General features: G+C 67.9%; 2 protein-coding genes. Both read right to left on the bottom strand.

The window, feature by feature from the left end; genetic code table 11:
* Positions 1 to 23 precede the first annotated feature (23 nt).
* Complete coding sequence (locus PAQ31011_RS05140; protein ID WP_150574742.1) at positions 24 to 7,973, bottom strand: non-ribosomal peptide synthetase; 7,950 nt, start codon at positions 7,971 to 7,973, stop codon at positions 24 to 26.
* Complete coding sequence (locus PAQ31011_RS05145; protein WP_150574743.1) at positions 7,951 to 21,204, bottom strand: non-ribosomal peptide synthetase; 13,254 nt, start codon at positions 21,202 to 21,204, stop codon at positions 7,951 to 7,953. The genes PAQ31011_RS05140 and PAQ31011_RS05145 overlap by 23 nt, the downstream gene beginning before the upstream one ends.
* Positions 21,205 to 21,236: the final 32 nt, after the last annotated feature.

Raw genomic sequence — 21,236 nt, forward strand, 5'->3', positions numbered from 1 at the left:
GCGCCACACGAGGCCGTAGTACATCAAGCTGCGTCGGCCTCCAGATCGCCGAGCAGGTCATCCAGTGCGTTGCGTGTCTGCGCATCGAGCGCCGCGGGCGCAGCGGCCGCCCACGCGGCACAGAAGTCCGACAGCACCGGCGTCTCGAACAACTGACGCAACGCCACCGGTCGCCCCGACGCCGCCTGCAAGCGCGCGACCATCTGCGTCGCCAACAGCGAGTGGCCGCCCAGCGCAAAGAAGTTGTCGTGACGCCCCACGCGCTCGACGCCGAGCACCGCCTGCCAGACCTGCGCGACGTCCGTCTCCACACCGTCCTGCGGTGCGACGAAGCGCGCGGCAGCCGCCTGCGGTGCCGGCAGCGCGCGACGGTCGAGCTTGCCGTTCGGCGTGAGCGGCAACGCGTCCAGACGCAGCCACTGTCCCGGCATCATGAACACCGGCACGCGCGTCGCAAGATGCTCGCGCAGACGCTCCCAGAGCCCCTCGTCATCGGCACTGGCGACGACATACGCCACCAGTTGTTCGTCGGCGCCCTCGCCTCGCACCAGCACGGCGGCATCGCTGACTTCCGCGTGCGCCAGCAACTGCGCCTCGATCTCGCCCGGCTCGATCCGGAAGCCCCGCAGCTTGACCTGTTGATCGCCACGTCCGAGGTAATCGAGCGTGCCGTCCGGCAAACGTCGCACGCGGTCGCCCGTCTGATACATACGCGCACCGGCAGGCCCCCACGGATCGGGGACGAAGCGCTCTGCGCTCAGTGCAGGACGTCCCAGATAGCCGCGCGCCAATCCCTCTCCCCCCACATACAGATCGCCCGGCACCCCCATCGGCACTTCGGCGAGCGACGCGTCGAGCACACGCCAGCCGATATCCGGCAGCGCCTCGCCAATCGGCGACTGACCGATGCCTGCCTCAGCCGCCTCCGGCGTCACGACGCCATAGCTCACATAGACGGTCGTCTCCGTCGGCCCATACATGTTGATGACGCGGGTTTGCGTGCCGAAGTGCGACCACCACGGCGCGAGTCGGCGAGGCGTGAGCGCTTCGCCCGCCAGCACGATGTGGCGCAGCGTGGTCTGTGAAGCGTCTGCCGGGAGGGCCGCGAGTATTTGATAGAACGCGGACGGTGTCTGACACAGCACCGTCACCCGTTGCTGCTCGATCATCGACCACAGCGCCTGCGGTTCGCGGCTCGTGTAATACGGCACGACGACCAGCCGCCCGCCATGCGAGAGCGCGCCGAAGATCTCCCACACCGACACGTCGAACGCATACGAGTGGAACATCGTCCAGACGTCGTCCGGACCGAAGCCGAACCAATCCTCCGTCGAATGCAGCAAACGCATCAACTGACGGTGTGCGACCTGCACACCCTTCGGCCTGCCCGTCGAACCGGACGTGTAAATCACATACGCCAACTGGTCGACGTGAATACGCACTTCGGGCGACGTCGTCGGCAGCGTCGCGTCACGCGACAGCGCATCGATGCTCACGCTGTCCTTGGGCAACCACACGGGTGCGCCCAGCGCAGCGTCCGTCACCACGACCTTGATGTCGGCGTCCTGCACGACGTAACCGAGGCGTTCGTCCGGATAAGCGGGGTCGAGCGGCACGTAGGCCGCGCCCGCCTTGAGCACGCCGAGAATGGCGACGATCAGTTCGACGCGACGCGTCAGCGCAATGCCGACACGATCCTCACTCGCCACACCTCGGCGCAGCAACGCGTGCGCCACCCGGTTCGCCTGCGCGTCGAGTTCCGCGTAGGTCAGCGAGCGCTCGCCATCGGTCACGGCGATGGCCTCCGGTTGTGATGTCGCGAAAGCCGCAATCGTCCGGTCGACGGTCGTTATGACGTCGAACGTCCGGCGCGGTCCGCGCTGCGTCGGCCATGCGGTGTCGGCGTCGTGCAAGACGACGTCCGCCACGAGCAGCGTCGTCGCCGTCTGCGGCGCACACAGCTGCGCGAGCAGATCGTGCAACTGCGTCCACAGGCGCTCCACCGCACCGTCATCGAAATGCTGACGGTCGTAGCTCATGCGTACATCGATGGTCTCGCCCGACGCAATGCCGATCGTGAGCGGGTAATGCGTGGTCTCCACGTTCACGATGTCACCGAAGCGCAGCGCGTGTGCGCCCTGCGCCCGAAGTGCACGATCCACCGGATAGTTCTCGAAGACGATCAGCGAATCGAACAGCGCCTGCCCCGGCCAGCCGACCCAGCGCTGAATGTCGTAAAGCGGCGTGCTCTCGGCTTCGCGCAGCGCCAGGTTGTCTTCCTGCAATCGGTGCAGCCAGTCGTCGAGGGCTTCCGAAGGCATTGGGCCTTGCACCACGGGCAACGTGTTGATGAAGAGCCCCATCATGCGCTCGGCCCCCGGCAGCTCCGCCGGACGACCGGACACGGTCACGCCGAAGCACACGTCGCGCTTGCCCGTGTAGCGCTGAAGCAGCAGCGTCCATGCGCCCTGCACCAGCGTGTTGACGGTCAGACGGCGGCTGCGAGCGGCGCGCTGCCACGCTTGTGCGCTCGTCGCGTCGACCCGGAACGTGCGCTCGCCGTGGCCCTGCGCCGGGGCCGTCGTACGCAGCACGGTCTCATGCAATTGCGTCGGCGATTCGAAGGCGGCCAGCCGCTCGCGCCAGAACGATTCACCGTCCTGCGGCGCGTGCGCATCAAGCCACGCGATGTAATCGCGAAAACGCGGCGCGGTGCCTTCCACCGCCGGCGTGCCGGACAGATACGCCTGAAGGATCTCACCGATCAGCTGCGCACTGCTCCAACCATCGAGCAGCACGTGGTGCAGCGTCCAGATCAGTTGCCACGCGTCGTCCCCCACACGCACGAGCGCCACGCGCTGCAACGGCGCGACGGCAAGGTCGAACCCCTGTGCGCGCTCCTGTTGCGCCAGTTCCGTCAGCACACCCGCGCCCTGCTGGGCCACACGTTCGCGCCAGTCAAGCAGACGCAGCGCTTGCGGCACTTCGCGGTGCACGAGTTGCAGCGGCGGTGCTCCGTCTCGCCATATGAAGCTCGTGCGCAAAATTGCGTGACGTTTGACGGCTGCCTGCCACGCAGCGGCAAAGGCGTCGGCCTGCAATCCTTCGAGACGAATCTGAAGCTGGTTGATGTACGACGCACTGTCCGGTGCGAGACGCGCATGAAACACCATCCCCTGCTGCATGGGCGAGAGCGGATAGGCGTCTTCGAGATCGGCGGCGACCACCGGCAGATCGGCCAGCGCGGCTTCGGTCAGCCCCGCCAGCGGGAAGTCGGCCGCGCTTGTGACCTGTGCGTCGACGCTGGCTGTGACGAGCGTGCCCAGCGCCGCTTGCATGCGTGCAGCCACAGCGGCAATCGTCGGCTCGTGGAAGCGCTTGCGCGAGAAGCGCCAGTAGAGACGCAGGCAGCCGTCGGTGATCGCCCCGTCGACCGACAGCCAGTTTCCCAGCGGCGCGGACGCGTCGCGGGCAGCCCCTGCGGGGGCATCGCTCGGCGCGAACCGCCCGTCGCCGAAGCCTGCGTCGACGCGGCCGAGGTAGTTGAACGTGATGCGGCCCTGCGGCAAAGCAGCCATCGCTTCACGTACTTCGTCACTGCCGTGATACCGCAACGCGCCGAATCCCAGCCCGGCGCGCGGTACAGCCCGCCACATCCGCTTGAGCGAGAACAGCGTTTCGCGCGGCGATGCCGACACGTCGACGGCCAACGGATAGACCGACGTGAACCAGCCGAGTGTGCGGGTCAGATCGAAAGCCTCCGTGCCCGGCACGTCGTCGCGGCCATGGCCTTCGACGCATAAAGCCACGCGTCCTGCCCCGGTCCACTCGCCGACAGCCTGCGCCAGTGCTGCAACGAGCAGTTCGTGGATACGTGCCCGGTCGTTCACGGCATCGAGCAACCGCCGGGTGACGGACGCGTCGAGCGCCAAGGTGACTTCAGCTGCATCCGCCTGACGGTCGCCCTCGGCAGGCGTGGCGTCGACAGGCAGCGTGTTATGTGCGCCCTGGAGTGTTTCCGTCCAGAACGTCGCTTCCTGCGCCGCCTCGTGCGACGACGCCCAATCGCGCCAGTAGGTCGCCCAAGCACCGTACGACGTGCCATTGTCCGCCAGCGCGACGGGCTGCCCCGCTTCGCGTTGGGCGAGGGCTCGCTGCAAATCACCCAACAACACGCGCCACGACACGCCGTCGACGGCAATGTGATGGCAGACGAGCAGCAGACGCTGACGTCCCTCCGTCAGATTGACGAGCACCGCGCGCAGCAACGGACCGTTTGCCAGCGACAGACCGCGTTGCGCACGCTCGGCAGCGGCAAGCGCCTGCGCTTCGCCGGCGGCGTCCACGACGTCCAGTGTGACGAGCGATGCGTCGGACGACGCGCGCTGTTGCTGCCAGCCGTCGCCGTGCTGGATGTAGCGCATTTGCAGAGCTTCGTGATGCGCAGCGACGGCCTGCAATGCGTCACGCAATGCGTCGCCATCAAGCGGGCGTCCCACGTCGCGTACTTCCACCTGCACCCACTGATTCCAATGGTCGCGCTGAGGGATCGGCTCGCCGAAGAACCACGACTGGATTGGCAGCAAGGGGATCTCGCTCGCCTCGCCAGCAGCAGACTGCGCGACTGCACCGGCATTCGTCTGCGCAGGCGCTGCCACTGCGGCCAGCTCCGCAAGCGTTTGATGGCGGAACACGTCGCGAACCGTGATGCGCCAGTCCGCCTCGCGCGCACGGCTGACCAGTTGCAACGCGATGATCGAGTCGCCGCCAAGTGAGAAGAAGTTATCGCCCCGGCCGACTTGCGCCGCCCCGAGCAACTGCGTCCAGATCGCTGCGAGATCCGCCTCGGCCCCGGCGCGCGGTGCTTCCGCACTCGCGCTCTGCCACACCGGCTCGGGCAGACGCTTGCGATCGAGCTTGCCGTTGACGAGCTTGGGCAGCGCGTCGAGCACCAGAATCTGTGCGGGCACGAGATACGCGGGCAACCGCACGGCGAGCGCCTGTCGCAATTGCTCACCGAAGCTCGTCGGGTCGATGCCGTCCGGCGGCGTGGCACTCACGTGCGCCACGAGTTGCACGCCCGCCGGTCCCTGCGCGGTGCCGACGACGGCCTCGCGCACGCCCGTCTCCGCCAGCAATTGCGCTTCGACTTCGCCCGGCTCGATGCGAAAGCCGCGCACCTTGAGTTGCTGATCGCGGCGTCCCAGGTATTCCAGCGTGCCGTCATCCAGCCAGCGAACGCGGTCGCCGGTGCGGTACATGCGCGTGCCTGGCACGCCCCACGGGTCAGGCACGAACCGCTCGGCACTCTGGCCCGGACGCGCCAGATAGCCACGCGCCACGCCTTCGCCGCCGAGGTACAGCTCCCCCGCTACGCCGACCGGCACCGGTTGCAGACGCTTGTCCAGCACATACGCACGACGCTCGCCGACGAGCGAGCCGATGGGCGCATAGGGCGTCGGGCTTTGCATGCCCGCGTGGACCGTCCAGTTCACTGGCGTGACGACCGTCTCCGTCGGCCCATAACCGTTGAGCAATCGCACAGGTTGCAGCGTGCGCATGACGAGCGCCAGCGTGTCGCGGGACAACGCCTCGCCGCCGCACGAATAGATGAGGCCCGGCGGTACGGCGTCCGGATGCGCTTCCACCCAGTGCGCAACATGACGCAAGAGTGCCGTCGGTAGTCCTGCGTTGGTCACGCGACGCTGCACGATCTGCTCGCAGATTTCCTCCGGCGTCCATTGACGTGGGCCACGCAGCACCACGCACGCACCCTGCGAGAGCAGCGTCAGCCAACGCTCGTGCGCACCGTCGAACGACAGCGACGCCACATGCAGTTCGCGGAAGTCCGGCGTCATGCCGAACAACCCGGCGATCGCGCGGCAATGCATCGCAATCGGGCCGTGCGATACCGCGACGCCCTTCGGTCGCCCCGTCGAACCGGACGTGAAGATCACATAGGCCAGTTGCGCGGGATGCAGCACAGGCAGCGCTGCCTTCGTAGCCGAGGAATCGGCTGCGGCAATGTCCAGCGCGGCCACGCCCGACGGCACGCGCGTCAGCCCGTCCCTGTCCGTGATCACCCGCGCAATGCCCGCATCCGCGCACAACTCGGCTACGCGCTCGGCCGGATGTTCGACGTCGAGCGGGACATAAGCGCCGCCTGCGCGCAGCACCGCGACCATCGCGACGAACACGTTCGTCGAGCGCGGTAGCCACACCCCGATGTGCGTCTCCGGCGTCAACCCGTTCGTGAGCAAGCTCGCCGCCAGTGCGTCTGCGCGACGCAGCAGTTCGCCGTACGTCAGCACATCGCCATCGCATTCGACGGCGATGGCGTCCGGACGACGTGCGGCATGGTCCGCAATCATGTCCGGCAGGAGACGCGTGTCGTTCGTGGCGACGCCAGCATCGTTCGCGGGGCTGCCCCAGCGGCGGATGGCGGCCAGTTCGTCGTCATCGGCAAGCGGCAGGTCTTGTAAGGGCGAGGCCGATTGCGAGACGAGCGCGGTCAGCAGCGTCTGCCAGTGCGCGCAGATGCGCTGCGCCGTTTGCGACGAGATGACGTCGCAGGCGTAGCCCAGCCCACCGCCGAGCGTGCCGTCGGGCGACTCGACAATCCCCAGATCGAGGTCGAACTTCGCCTGGGTGGTCTCGCCGTCGAGCACCGTCGCGGTAACACCCGGCAACTGCAACGCCGCCGCTGCATGACGCCGCTGATGGTTCACCATCACCTGGAACAGTGGGCTATGGCTCAGGCTTCGCGCAGGGGCGAGACGCTCGACCACCTGTTCGAACGGGACATCCGCGTGACGCTGCGCGTCGAGCAGCGTGTCGCGCACCTGCGCGAGCAAAGCGTCGAATCCCGCCGACAGATCGACGCGCGCACGCACGACCACCGTGTTGACGAAACACCCGACCACGCGTTCCAGCGCCGTGCGGCTGCGATGACTCACGGGCACACCGACACGCACATCGATGGTCGTGGCATCCATAGCGTCATCGCTCTGACCTGCCGCGTAGCGGGCCAGCAGCGCCTGGAACGACGCCAACAAGACGGCGAACGGCGTGGTGCGGGCGTCACGCGCCAAGGCGCGAACGCGCTCCGCCAAGGGCGCGGGCAGCGTGAACGCCACGCGTCCGCCTTCGGCATCGCGCTGCGCCGGGCGATGACGGTCGAGCGGCAACGCCAGCAGATCGTCGGCATCGGCAAGCTGCGTCGCCCAGTAATCCAGTTGCCCGGCCAGCGCTTCACCGCCCAGCCGCAGCCGTTGCCAGATGGCGTAGTCGCCGTAGGTCGGGCTGGTCGTCTGCGTCGCCGGCGTCTGTCCGTTGCGCACGAGGGCGTAGTCACGGGCGATCTCGCCGATGAGCACATCGAGCGAGCCGCCGTCGGAGATCAGGTGATGCATCGTCAGCACCAGCACATGACACGTCGGCGTCACGCGCAGCAATGTCGTGCGCACGAGCGGGCCGAGCGTCAGGTCGAAGGCGCGACGGCTGACGTCCGCTACCGCGTCTCGGATGTCCACCTCGGTGGCCCCTGCGGCCAGCGTCACGATGTCCAGCGGCACTTCGACGCGCGCATGCACGTGCTGCATGAGCTTGCCATCCGTCACCTCGAAGGTCGTGCGCAGCGCGGCGTGACGGGCTACGGCGGCCGCAAAGGCTTGCGCCAGCGCCGCCGTGTCGAGATCGCCATCGAGCTGTACTGCGCCGGTGATGTGATAGGTGTCGTGGCGCTCGTCCAATTGCAACAGCGTCCACATGCGTTGCTGCGCGAACGAGGCGGCGGCGCGCGCGCCGTCCTCTCCTTCCGCCCGGGACACCCAACCGTCGAGCGGCAAATGTTCGCGCACGTCGACGCCCTTGCGTTCGAGCAGCGCGATCATCGCCTGCCGTTGCGTCGGGGCCAGACGGGCGAGCGTCGTTTGAATGTCGTCTTTCGTATCAGCCATGCTTGGTTTGCCCATGAGTAGCCTCCGCGCCGAGCAGCGCCTGCAGCGCCTCGGGGGAAAGCGATTCCATTTCACGCAGTGCGGCTTGCAGGTCGTCGTCGGCGACCGCCGGGATGGCGGGTGTCGCTCCGGTCATCTCGTCAAGGGCTTCCGCCAGCGCCGTCAATCGGCTCGCTTCGAAGAGGGTGCGCAGCGGCACGTCGAGCGAGAGCGCATCGCGCAGCCGCGAGGCGACCTGCGTCGCGAGCAGCGAATGGCCGCCGAGCGCGAAGAAGTCGTCGTGACGCCCCACGCGCGGCACGCTCAGCACGTCCTGCCAGATCGAGGCGATGCGCGCTTCGATGCCGTCGCGCGGTGCTTCGAACTGCGCCGCACCGGCGGCTTCAGGCACCGGCAACGCGCGCCGGTCGAGCTTGCCGTTCGGCGTGAGCGGCAAGGCATCCAGACGCAGCCACTGGCCCGGCACCATGTAAGCGGGCAATTCACCACCCAAATGGGTGCGCAAACGCGACCACAACGCGGCGGTATCGACGTCGGCGGCGCGGTCCAGCGGCGACACCACGTACGCCACCAGTTGCTCGCCCGCACCGTCGTCCCGCACAAGAACGGCGGCGTCCGTCACATCTTCATGGCGCAGCAGTTGCGACTCGATCTCGCCCAGCTCGATGCGAAAGCCCCGCAGCTTGACCTGTGCGTCACCCCGGCCGAGGTAGTCGAGCGTGCCGTCCGCCAGCCGTCGCGCACGGTCGCCGCTGCGATACATGCGCTCGCCCGGTGCGCCCTTGGGGTCCGGCACGAAGCGCTCGGCCGTGAGGCCCGCCTGTCCCAGATACCCGCGCGCCAGCCCCTCGCCGCACACGTACAGATCGCCTGCGACACCCGGCGGCACCTCATTCAGTCCGGCGTCCAGCACGCGCCAGTCGAGGTCGGCAATCGGCTCGCCGATGGGTGACCCCGTCGTGTCGTCCCGATGCAGCACATGCTGGCTGACGTGCACCGTCGTCTCCGTGATGCCGTACATATTGGTCAGACGCGTCGCCTCACCAAAACGCTGCCACCACGCAGCGAGTCGCGCGGGCGTGAGTGCTTCGCCGCCGAAGACGATGTGGCGCAGCGTGGTCGACGTCGCGGCCGACGGCATCGCGCCGAGCCATTGATAGAACGCCGAGGGGGTCTGGTTGAGCACCGTCACGCCTTCGTTGGCGACGAGCGCCCACATCGCAGCCGGGTCGCGCGCGGTGTCCTGCGACACGACCACGAGCCGCGCGCCATGCGCGAGCGCACCGAAGATTTCCCAGACCGAGAAGTCGAAGGCGTACGAATGGAACATCGTCCAGACGTCGTTCGCATCGAAGGCGAAGTCCTGCGACGTGCCGGTGAGCAGTCGCATCAGGTTGCGATGCGTCAGTTGCGCACCCTTCGGACGCCCCGTCGACCCGGACGTGTAGATCACGTAAGCCAGCTGATCGACGTGGACGTCGCGCGCCGGTGCGTGATCCGGCAGCGTGGCGTCTGCGAGCATCGATTCGAGGGTCATCGCCTTGCCCGGCAGCCACGACGCCCCGGCCAGCGATGCCTGCGTGATCGCGTGCGTCACCCCGGCGTCTTCCACCATGTAGCTCAGACGCTCGGCCGGATACGCCGGGTCGAGCGGCACATACGCAGCGCCCGCCTTGAGAATGCCCAACATGGCGACGATCAGGTCCGTGCTGCGCGACATGGCCAGCCCGACACGCGCCTCGGGCGCAACGCCTGCGCGAATGAGCGCATGCGCGATACGGTTCGCGCGAGTGACGAGGTCTGTGTACGAAACGCGCGTGTTGGCGTCGCACACGGCAATCGCGTCGCCCCGCCCGGCGGCCTGCGCGTCGATCACGGCATGCACGGGCAGCGGCACGGCAACGCTCACTCGCTTGCGGCCCTTGCCTTGCCCCTGCGCCACCGCATCGCTCGTCGTCATCGCCAGTCGCGCGACGGGTGTCGTGGCCTGCGTCATGGCGACGTCCAGCAGCGTCAGCCACTGCTCGCCGAGGCGACGCACCGTCGGCGCATCGAACACGTCGCAGGCATACGTCAGCCAGCCCCGCAGTGCGCCCGACTCGTCTTCCTCCGTATCGAGCGCGAGGTCGACCTGCGCATGATGCGCACGGCGCTCGATAGCCTGCATCGTCACACCGGCCAGATCGCTCAGCGGCGCGAAAGCGCGTTTCTGGTGATTGATGGACACCTGGAACAACGGATGCCGCGACGCGCTGCGCACCGGCGCGAGGTGTTCCACCAGCCGTTCGAAAGGCACATCGGCATGCTGTTGCGCCCCAAGCAGTTGATCTCGCACCTGCGTGACGAGCGCGGCAAACGTCGTCGGCGATTCGATCTGCGAGCGCAGCACCTGCGTGTTGACGAAGAAGCCCACCACAGGCTCGACGGCTTCATGTGCGCGCCCGGCCACGGGCATCCCCGTGCGCACATCGCCCTCGCCGGTGACGCGATGCATCAGCAGATGGAAGGCGGCGGCCATGACCATGAACCGGGTGACGCCGTGCTCGCGCGCGAAACGGTCGAGCCGCGCGGGCAAGCCCGGTGGCATCGTGAGGTCGATGCTGGCCCCCGCGCCGTCCCGAACGACGGGGCGTGCCCGGTCGAACGGCAAAGCCAGCTCCGGATGCGTCGTGCCAAGCTGCTGACGCCAGTAGGCAAGTTGCGCGGCTTGCGCCGGCCCCGTCAGTTGTTCACGTTGCCACACGGCATAGTCGCCGTAGCGCAGCGATGAAGCCGATGCGTCGCGCACCGGTTGAGTCCCACCGGCATGTGCACGGTAAGCGCGCGCCAGATCCGCCACCAACAGGTTCATCGACCAGCCGTCCGAGATCAGGTGATGCATCACCAGCATCAGCACATGCGACCGGTCGTCCAGTTGCATGAGATGGACGCGCCAGAGCGGCCCGTTGGCCAGATCGAAGGCGCCAAGCGTCAGCGCCTCCAGACGCGCTTGTACGGCAGCATCCGCAGCGTCTCCGGACGTCCCCGGCGCAACGGCGTCGTGCGTGAACGCGACCGGCAGCGCGGCGTGTACGCGTTGCGCCGGTGCGCCGCCCTCGGTGGCACTCACCTCGATGGTCGTGCGCAACACGTCGTGCCAGTCCGACAGCGTCTGCAAGGCGCGCTCAAGCGCATCGGCCTGCAACGGTCCATCCAGACGCAGCGCACCGGCGATGTGATACGCCCCCGCGCGCGGTGCCATCTGCGTCTCCAGCCACACGCGCATCTGCGACGACGACAGCGGGAACGTGCTGCGACGGTCGTCCCCACGCGTCGGCCCGGTGACGGCCGGTGGTATTTGCGCAGACTTCGCTTCGGCAGGCGCCGCCAGCGTCGCCAGTCGCGCCACCGTCGGATGCGACGCCAGATGCTGCGGCCCGACCTTGATGCCGCGCTTGCGCAGTCGTGCAATCACCTGCAACGCGAGAATCGAGTCACCGCCGATGTCGAAAAACGCATCGTGACGGCCGACCTGCTCGCGCTTGAGCACCTGACACCAGATCGCGGCGATGTCGGCTTCCGCACCGTCGTGCGGCAATTCCACCGACGCCGCGCCCGCGCTCTCCTTCGTGGTGCCGACGCTATCGGTCAGCGCCAGCAAGGCGCGACGATCCACCTTTCCGTTCGCCGTGAGCGGCAGCGTGTCGACACCGTCGATTCGCGCTGGCACCCACGCGGACGGGAGTGCCCCGGTCAGCGCGGTACGCACGACGTCAGTCGTCGCATCGCCTGTGAAGACGCCGTGCAGCCATGCGTCACCCGGCCCGTCATGACGGGCAACGACCACGGCGTCGATCACCCCTGGCACGCGACGCATTGCCTGCGCCACTTCCGCCGGTTCCACGCGATAGCCGCGAATCTTGACCTGATCGTCCATACGGCCGAGGTAGACCACGGCACCGTCGGTGCGCTGCACCGCACGGTCGCCGGTGCGATACAGCCGCGCGCCTGAACCCCACGGATCCGGCACGAAGCGCTCGGCCGTCTGTGCGGGGGCACCGAGATACCCCCGGGCCAGCCCGGCACCGCCCAGATACAGCTCGCCGGCTACACCCGGCGGCACCGGGTTCAGGTCTGCATCGAGCACATGCGCGTGCAGGTTCGCCAACGGACGACCGACAGGCACAGGTGCCTCCGCGACGTCGCCTAAGGCATGTGTCAGCGCGCCAACAGTCGTCTCCGTCGGGCCGTAATGATTGAGGACAGCCAACCCCGGACGCGCCGCCCGGATCTGCGCAACGAACGACGGATCGAGCGATTCCCCCCCCGTCACCAGCACCGCGCGCGGCAACACCGCTGTGCCCGCTGCGTCGAAGAGTCCTTTCAAGTGACCCGGCACGATCTTGAGCACGTCGATGGGGCGCGCTGCGCACCACTCGGCAAAGCGTTGCGCGTCGAATGCGCACGCTTGCGGCACGAGATACAGCGGACGGCCGAGCGCAAGTGCGCCGAACAACGTCGTGTGACCGAGATCGGCGGCGACGGTCGACGCCATCGCAAAACCACCGGCCTCGTTCGCCGCTTCCAGACCGCCCTCACGAAGGCGCGCCGCGACCGCCTGCACGTAGTTGTGCAGCGCGCCGCGACTGACGACGACGCCCTTCGGCTCGCCCGTCGACCCCGAGGTGTAGATGACGTAAGCCGCCTGCGCCGGATGGGTGCGGACCGGCGTCGGGGCTTTCGTGCTGACGTTCGCGTCCGCAATGTCGCGCCAGCGAACCAGCGACGCGTGCGTGATCGCAGGTGCCTGATCGTCGACGATCACCGCCTTCGCACCACTGGCACTCACCAGCTTCTCCAGACGCGCCACCGGTTGCGTCGGGTCGAGCGGGACATAAGCCGCACCGGCCTTCCACACGCCCAGAATCGCGCCAGCCAGCGCTGCGCTGCGCGGCAGACAGACGGCGACGCGATCCTCCGGGCCGATCCCCTGTGCTTGCAACTTGACTGCCAGACGGCTCGCGACCGCGTCGAGTTCGTTGCGGCGGTACGTCGCGTCCTCACCTTCGGCGGCCAGCGCCGCGCCATCACGGGCGACATGCGCCTGCCAGTCGTCAAGAAAGTCATTCGACGGCCAGACAACGCTCTCGGCCGTCTGTGGTGCCTCATTCGTCAGTCCGATCTGCCCTACCGGCGTGGACGCCGTGGTCGACATGCCTAGGCTGTCCGCCACCGCACCGAGCAACGCGACGAACTGCTCGCCGAGTGCTTGCACGGCCGCATCGTCGAAGCGCTCACGGGCGAACGCCAGCACGAGACGCAAACCGTCGTGCTGCTCGACGATCAGCGACAGCGGATAGTTGTTGCGCGCCTGCGTGCCGCGTTCCAGCAGCGACAGCCGCAGTCCGTCTTCACGCTGACCGAGCAACGCGGCATCGAGCGGATAGTTTTCGAAGACGACGATGCTCTCGAACAGCGCACCGTCAGCGCTTTCTCCATCGCGCTCATTGTCCCGCTGCGCTTCGCGCGTGATGGCGGACAGCGCGACATGCTCATGCTCACGCGACTGCGCCGTTTGTGTCTGAAGATCGCGCAGCCAGTCGACGACCGGACGACGCGCGTCGAACGTGGCCCGCACCGGCAGCGTGTTGATGAACAGACCCGCCATGCGTTCGATGCCCGGCACGGCCGCAGAGCGGCCTGAGGCCGTCACGCCGAACACCACGTCGCGCAATCCGGCATGACGCGCCAGCAGCAGTGCCCATGCGCCCTGACACAACGTGCCCGGCGTCACGCCTGCGCGACGGGCGGCGTCGCACCACGTCTGCCATTGCGCGGGGGGGAGCGTCCATGCCGCTTCACCGTGCCCTGCCGCGTCAGTGGTCGTACGATCCTGACGCGCGGCAGGCAGCGGCGTCGGCACGCCTACGCCGTCCAGCAATTGCCGCCAGTGGGCGAGCGATGCGCTGGCATCCAGTTCACGCTGCCACACCGCAAACTCAGCGAACGACGGTGCGGCCTGCCCCCCGCCGTCCGTCGATGCCACGCCCTTCGCCAACGCGGCGTAACGCGACATCACGTCGCTCAGAATCAGGCCCGTGCTCCAGCCGTCGAGCGTGACGTGGTGGCTACTCCACAGCAGCCACCAGCGCGACTCGCTCACACGGATCAACGCCAGACACGGACGATGCGCCTGCACGAACGAGAAACCGGCGGCACGCTCGGCCGCGAAACGGGCGTCCAGACGCGCGTGTTGTTCCGTCTCGCTCAACTTGCGCCAGTCCTCCTGCGGCAGCAAATCGGCCGCCGTAGCCACCGTCTCGCGTCCGTGCACCAGCAGCAACGGCAGTTCGCCGATGTCGCTCACATAGGCTGTGCGCAACGCAGCATGACGCACGACCGCCTCACGCCATGCTTGTGCAAACGCGCTCGCATCGAGTTCGCCGTCGATCACGAAGCCCTTCTGATAGAAGTACGGATCGGCGGTGCCCTGTTGCTGCGAGTAGAACAGCAGCCCTTGTTGCATCGATGTGGCGGGTACGACGGCCTCGATCTGCTGCATCGACGCGGGCAGTGCCGCGAGTTGTTCGTGCGAGAGGCCTGCGTGCGGAAAGTCTTCGGCGACGACCGGTTCGTGACTAGGCAGCGTCTCCGCCAGCGCACGCAGCGTCGCCCCGATCTCGTCGACGAGCGCCTGAACGTCGTCTCCCGCGAGACGCGCGCGGTCGTAGCGGCAAACGAGTCGTAGCGTGTCGTCGCGCTGCCAGATGTCGAGCGTCAGCCAGTTCGGCGGCGGCACGTCGGACTCGTGCGACAGGCCCCCGTCAACGATGCCATCCGCGTCGGTGCGTCCGAGGAAGTTGACCGTGACATTGCCTGCGGGCAGCGCGTCGAGCGTCTGACGGGCCTGCGGTGCGCCGAGGTAACGCAGCGCGGCGTAGCTCGCGCCATCGTGCGGCACACGTCGCCAGGCTTCGCGAGCCGCAGCCAGCGTGCGTTCGGGTGTGCTACCGACCGCAATGGCGAGCGGCCACGCCGCCGTGAACCAGCCGAGCGTGCGCGAGAGATCACCCAGCCCTTCGCCGCCACGGCCATGCCCTTCGACGTGGACGACATAACGCTGTGCACCCGCACGCCGGGCCAACGTGTGTGCGACGGCGGCACTCAGTGCCTCATGCATCCGCACACGGCGCAGTTGCGTGAGCGGCACGGCAATGTCTGCCGACCACGTATGTTCGATCTCGCCGGTCCCCGCCGCTGTGGTCTCCGGCTTCGCGATATCCACCGAATCCACGGCACCGGCCAGCGCCTGCTGCCAGACCTCCAGCGCGGCCGCTGCGGCGTCGCTCTGCGTCCAGTCATGCCAGCGCTGCGCCCATTCGCGCATCGACTGACCGACGGCAGGCAATGGCTGCGCTCCCTGTCCTGTCCCGAGCGCCGTTTGCAGGTCGTCCAGCAGAATGCGCCACGACACCCCGTCGATCACCAGATGGTGCGCCACGAGGAAGCAACGCAGCTCACCCGCCTCCGTGCGCACCAGCAGCGCACGTAACAGCGGACCGTCGGCCAGCGACAGGCTGCGTTGGGCCTGCGCGAGTGCGTCGGCAAGCTGTGCGTCGTCGCACATCGCCGCGTGCCAGAGCAGATCGTCGGCCGCGTGCGGCGCAACGTAACGTGCCTGCCATTGACCGTCATGCTCGGTGAACCGCAACCGGAGCGCATCGTGATGCTTCACGACGGTAGCCAGCGCTTCACGAAGCGCCGTCAGGTCCGTGCCTTCGGGCAACGTCACTTCGACCCATTGGTTCCAGTGATCGCGGCGCGCGATGGGCTGACGGAAGAACCAAGCCTGCACGGGCGTGAGCGGCACCGCGCCTTCGAGCGGTTCGGGCGCACGCGTCGAGGCGGCCGCTTCACCGACCGCACGCGCCTGTGCCGCGAGACGTGCAAGCGTCTGGTGACGGAACACATCCTGCGCGCCGACTTGCCAGCCCGCCTGACGCGCGCGTCCGACCATCTGCAACGCGACGATGGAATCGCCGCCCAGCGCGAAGAAATTGTCGTCGCGACTCACCGACGGCACGCGCAGCAGATCCTGCCAGACGGCCGCCAGCGCGCACTCGGCCTCGCTCTGCGGTGCCCGTCCGCCCGCGCTGCCCCAGACCGGCGCAGGCAACGCCGCCCGGTCGCGCTTGCCGTTGGGCAGCTTCGGCAACGTATCCAGCACGATCACGAGCGACGGCACCAGATAGTCCGGCAGACGACGCGACAGCGCCACGCGCAGCGCTTCGCCATCGAGCCCCTTGCCCGCGACGTAGGCGACGAGTTGATCGCCTGCCGGTCCGGCTGCCACCACCGCCAGCGCGTCGTCGACGCCCGGCTCGCGCAGCAACTGCGTCTCGACTTCACCCGGCTCGATACGGAAACCGCGCACCTTCACCTGCTGGTCGAATCGACCGAGGTAGACGAGCGTGCCGTCGGCCAGTCGACGCACCCGGTCGCCCGTGCGATACATGCGTGCGCCCGGCTCGCCGCGCGGGTCCGGCACGAAGCGTTCGGCCGTGAGCGCAGCACGTCCGAGATACCCGCGCGCCACGCCCTCACCCCCGAGGTACAGTTCGCCCACCGCGCCGAGCGGCACTTCGCCGAGCCACGGATCGAGCACCCATGCGTGACGGCGACCCACCGGCTCGCCAATCGGTGCGTACGCCTGACCCGCGATCTGTGCGGCCGGCTGAGCATCCAGCACCCCGTCGATGGACCATGCAACGGGTGTCATCACGGTCTCGGTCGGACCGTAACCGTTGATCGTCTGCGCCGGACGGAACATCGCCTGTGCTGCGCGCAACGCAGGCCATGCCATCGCTTCGCCACCGAACGAGAGCAGACGCAGCGCCGGTGCGCCCGTCGCCCCGCTCGTGGCGAGACGGCAAAGATAGGCGGTCGGGAAGCCGGCGTTCGTCACGCCGTGACTGCGCATCGCGTCGACCATCGTCTGCGGGGCCCAGTGACGTTCGTCCGCAATGAACAGCGACGCGCCGCAGATCATCGGCGCCATCCACCGTTCGTGCGCGCCGTCGAAGTTGATCGAGAGCACGTGCAGCTCGCAGACCTCGGGCGTGAGGCGGTATTGCGCGCCGGTCGCTACGCAATGCATGGCGAGCGGGCCGTGTGCCACCGCTACGCCCTTCGGCGTGCCGGTCGAGCCGGACGTGTAAATCAGATAAGCCAGTTGGTCGGGATGGAGCGAGACCGCCGGCGAATGTTCTGGCAGCGAGGCGTCGGCCATGAGGTCGGCCACCACGGCGCGACGCGCTGGGAGCCATGGTGCGTCGGCCAACACCGCTTCAGTGAGCGCCAGCGAAATGCCTGCGTCGTCGATGATCTGCGCCAGCCGCTCGGGCGGGTAAGACGGATCGAGCGGCACGAATGCACAGCCGGCCTTCATGATGCCGAGCAGCCCGGCGATCATGCCCGTCTGACGCGACATCGCCAGTCCGATGCGCGCCTCCGGTTGAACACCCTGCGCGAGCAACCAATGTGCGATGCGGTTGGCTCCACGCACGAGTTCCGCGTACGTGAGCGTACCGGCTTCGTCCCGCAACGCGATGGCGGACGGTTGCTGCTGCGCCTGCACGTCGATCAGCGATGGGACACTTTGAAACGGTGACGAGGCTTCTGCGAGCGCAGTGCGATGCCCGGCACCGTCCAACGCGCTTTCAAAGGCAACGTCGAGCGACGCCAGCGGCTGCGTCGGGAGCGCGAGCAGCGTCGCCAGCCCGGCGCACCAGTCCGCACCAAGGCGTTCGATGGTCGGCGCGTCGAACAAATCCGTCGGGAAAGTAAGACGAGCGCGCAGCGTCACGCCGTCGAGCGGATCGGCACCCTTGCCTGCCGACGCCTCGTGAAGCTCGTCGATGTCGAGCGCGAGGTCGTACTGCGCGCCACCGGTCAGCGGCTGTGCGACCACATTCAGGCCCGCAGGCCAGCCCGTCGCGGCGCGCGAAGCCGCAGCATTCGCCACGTGATGATTCAACATCACCTGGAACAACGGCGATTGTCCGAGGCTACGCTGCGGCGCGATGCGCTCCACCACACGCTCGAACGGCGCTTCGCGGTGCGCCTGCGAGTCCAGCGCCCCGTCGCGCACCTGCATCACCAGTCGGTCGAAGTCGGCCGCCGGGTCGATCTGCGCACGCCAAACCTGCGTGTTGACGAGGCAACCGAGCATGCGCTCCAGTCCTGCCACGTCGCGCTGCGCAATCGGCACGCCCACGCGGATATCGGTCTCGCCCGCATAACGGTGCAGCAACCATTGGAACGACGCGGCCAACACGATGAACGGCGTCGCCTTGCGTTGTGCCGCGAAGGTCAGCACGTCGCGCGTGAGACCCGCCGGGAATTCGAACGCGAGCGTCTGCCCCGCGCCGCTGCGCAACGCGCCACGCGAACGGTCGACCGGCAACGCGAGCACGGGCGACGGTTCCGGCAGACGCGCCTGCCACCAGTCGAGCTGACGGCCGAGCGCCTCGCCATCGACGCGGGCATGCTGCCAATGGGCATGATCTCCTGGCTGGACAGGCACCGGCGCCAGCACCGGCGCCTCGCCACCGGCGAATCCGCTGTAAGCGCGGGCCAGCTCGTCGACCAGCAAGGTCATCGACCAGGCGTCCGTCAGCAGATGGTGCAGGACGAAGACGATTCGATGCGCCTCATCCGACATGCGAATCGACGCCACGCGCCACGGTGCGACAGTGTCTAGCGCAAACGGCTGCGCAAGCAACGCATCGGTCAGACGGGACGCGGCGGCGTCGGGGTTCGCATCGCCCGACACATCGTGGCTGACGAGCGGCACGTCGGCCTTCGCGTGCACGATCTGCACAGCGACGCCGTCGCGCTCGTCGAACGTTGTGCGCAAGGCATCGTGACGGGCCGCGATCACTTCGAGCGCGCGCGAGAACGCGGTCGCGTCGAAGCGTCCCTTAACGAGCAACTGTCCGCCGACGTGATACGCCGCGCTGTTCGCCGGATCGAGACGATGGACGAACCATAGCCGGGACTGCGCAAAGGACTGACGGAAAACACGCGTGTCCGGGGTTTGTGCGAGCGGTGTCGCGGGCGGGATTTTCTGCCCGGCGTCGATGGCTTGCGCGCCCGATACAGGCGCGAGCTTCGCCAGCTCTCGCACCCACTCTCCCAGCCGCGCATGTTCGTACAGCGAGGCGGGCGTCGCCTTCACGCCGAGACGTTCATGCACGCGCGCCAGCACCTGCATGGCGAGCAACGAACTGCCGCCGCACAGGAAGAAATGATCGTCCGCGCGGACCTGCTCGCGCCCCAGCACTTCGCGCCAGATCTGCGCGACGGCGTCGAATGTGGCGTCCTGCGCCTGCGCATCGGGCTTGTCGTTCGACGACGCGCTTGCCGCATCGTCGCCGACAATCGCACCGTTCTGCCACGTCGCCCATGCATCGAGTGATCCATCGCGCCAGCCCTTCGCACAGGCACTACGCTGTAACTTGCCGCTCGACGTCTTGGGCAGCGCACCCGGATTGAGCAGCACGACGACCGACGCCGCTTGCTGACAGACGTCGGAGACCGCCACGGCGATCACCTCGGCCAGCGTCTGCGGCGGCACCATCTTCTGCACGCCCCGACCGACTTCCGCCGCAATGCCGATGCCCGGCTCACCGTCGATGTCGACGGCGAACGCCGTCACACGGCCCTTGCGCACGAGTTCGACGTCCGCCTCAACGGCCTTCTCCAGATCCTGCGGATACAGGTTATGGCCGCGCACGATGATGACGTCTTTGCAACGGCCTGTGATGTACAACTGATCGCCGTGCACGAAGCCGAGGTCGCCCGTGCGCAGCCAGCGCTTGCCGTCCGCCTGCACGAAGGTGCGTGCGCTCGCCTCCTCGTTGCGCCAGTAGCCCTGCGCCACGCTCGGCCCGCTTACCCATATCTCGCCAACGCCGCCCGTTCCAACCACGGACGGCGCGACGTCCGGGGAATCGTTCCACGTCATCAGACGCACTTCGTGATCGAGCGGCGTCGTGCCGCATCCGACCAGCATCGCGCCGTCATCGTTGTGAGCGCCCGAGGCCTCAGCCCGTTGCTGCGCCAGTGCGCCACGGTCGAAGTCGGTCGCCGTCATGCCGTCGCCGCGCTGTCCGCCGGTGACGAAGAGCGTCGCCTCCGCCAATCCGTAGCAGGGATAGACCGCCTTCGGATCGAAACCCGCAGGCGCAAACGCTTCGCAGAAATCGATCAGCGTGTCGTGTCGCACGGGCTCCGAGCCGGAGAACGCCAGCCGCCAGCCACTCAGGTTCAGTGAACCGATCGTCGCAGCATCGATGCGTTGCGCGCACAGGCGATAAGCGAAATCGGGGCCACCGCTGACGGTGCCGCCGAACTTGTCGATGGCGCGCAGCCAGCGCACCGGCCGCTCCAGGAAGAACTGCGGCGACATCAGCACGAGACGCGCCCCACGATAGATCGGCGAGAGCAGCCCGCCGATCAGCCCCATGTCGTGGTACAGCGGCAACCAGCTCACCATGGTGTCGTCGCGGGTCATGCCGAGTCCTGCGACGATGGCGGCCTCGTTGGCCATCAGATTGGCATGACTGACCATTACGCCCTTCGGCGTAGAGGTCGAGCCCGACGTGTATTGCAGGAATGCCAGATCACTCGGTGCGACGGGGGTTTCCTGCCACTCGGCGGCGAGCGCGTCGTCGATTTCGTCGATCACCACGATCTCGACGCCGCGCAACTCGGGCACGGCGTCGCCGAACGCGAGCATGGCGTCGCGATGCTGACGGTCGGTCAGCACGAAGCGTGCACGCGCGTCGTGCAGGATCGAGCGCACACGCGCCAGATGCTGCGGACGCGCCGACTCCGGCGGAAATGCCGGCACGGCGATGGCCCCCGCGTACAGGCAGCCGAAGAAGCCCGCCACGTAATCCAGCCCCGTCGGCATGAGCAGCAACCCGCGCTCGCCGTACGCACCGTCTTTCCCACGCGCGGCGAGACGTTGCAGTGTGGCGGCCACCGCACGGGCGCGTGTATCGAGCCCGGCACAGGTCAGGGCCTGACCGTCGCCCTCGTCGCTGGATACGGCGCGCAGCGCCTCGCGATCCGGCTCAAGCCGGGCACGGGCGCGCAGAAGATCGACGATGTGTTCGATAGGAGCGCCGGGCGCTCCCTGAGAGGGCGCCGTCGAAGGGACGGGACCGAAGGGGACGGGCAAGCGGAGAGCGTCGTTCATGACGGTAGCGACTCACGAAGCAGGAGCGGAAT

Source organism: Pandoraea aquatica, from assembly GCF_902459565.1.
Classification (GTDB): Bacteria; Pseudomonadota; Gammaproteobacteria; order Burkholderiales; family Burkholderiaceae; genus Pandoraea; species Pandoraea aquatica.

What these genes read in the sequence shown, in the direction of transcription:
- PAQ31011_RS05140 (WP_150574742.1), bottom strand. Translation starts at nt 7,973, where the DNA reads ATGGGCAAACCAAGCATGGCTGATACGAAAGACGACATTCAAACGACG.
- PAQ31011_RS05145 (WP_150574743.1), bottom strand. Translation starts at nt 21,204, where the DNA reads ATGAACGACGCTCTCCGCTTGCCCGTCCCCTTCGGTCCCGTCCCTTCG.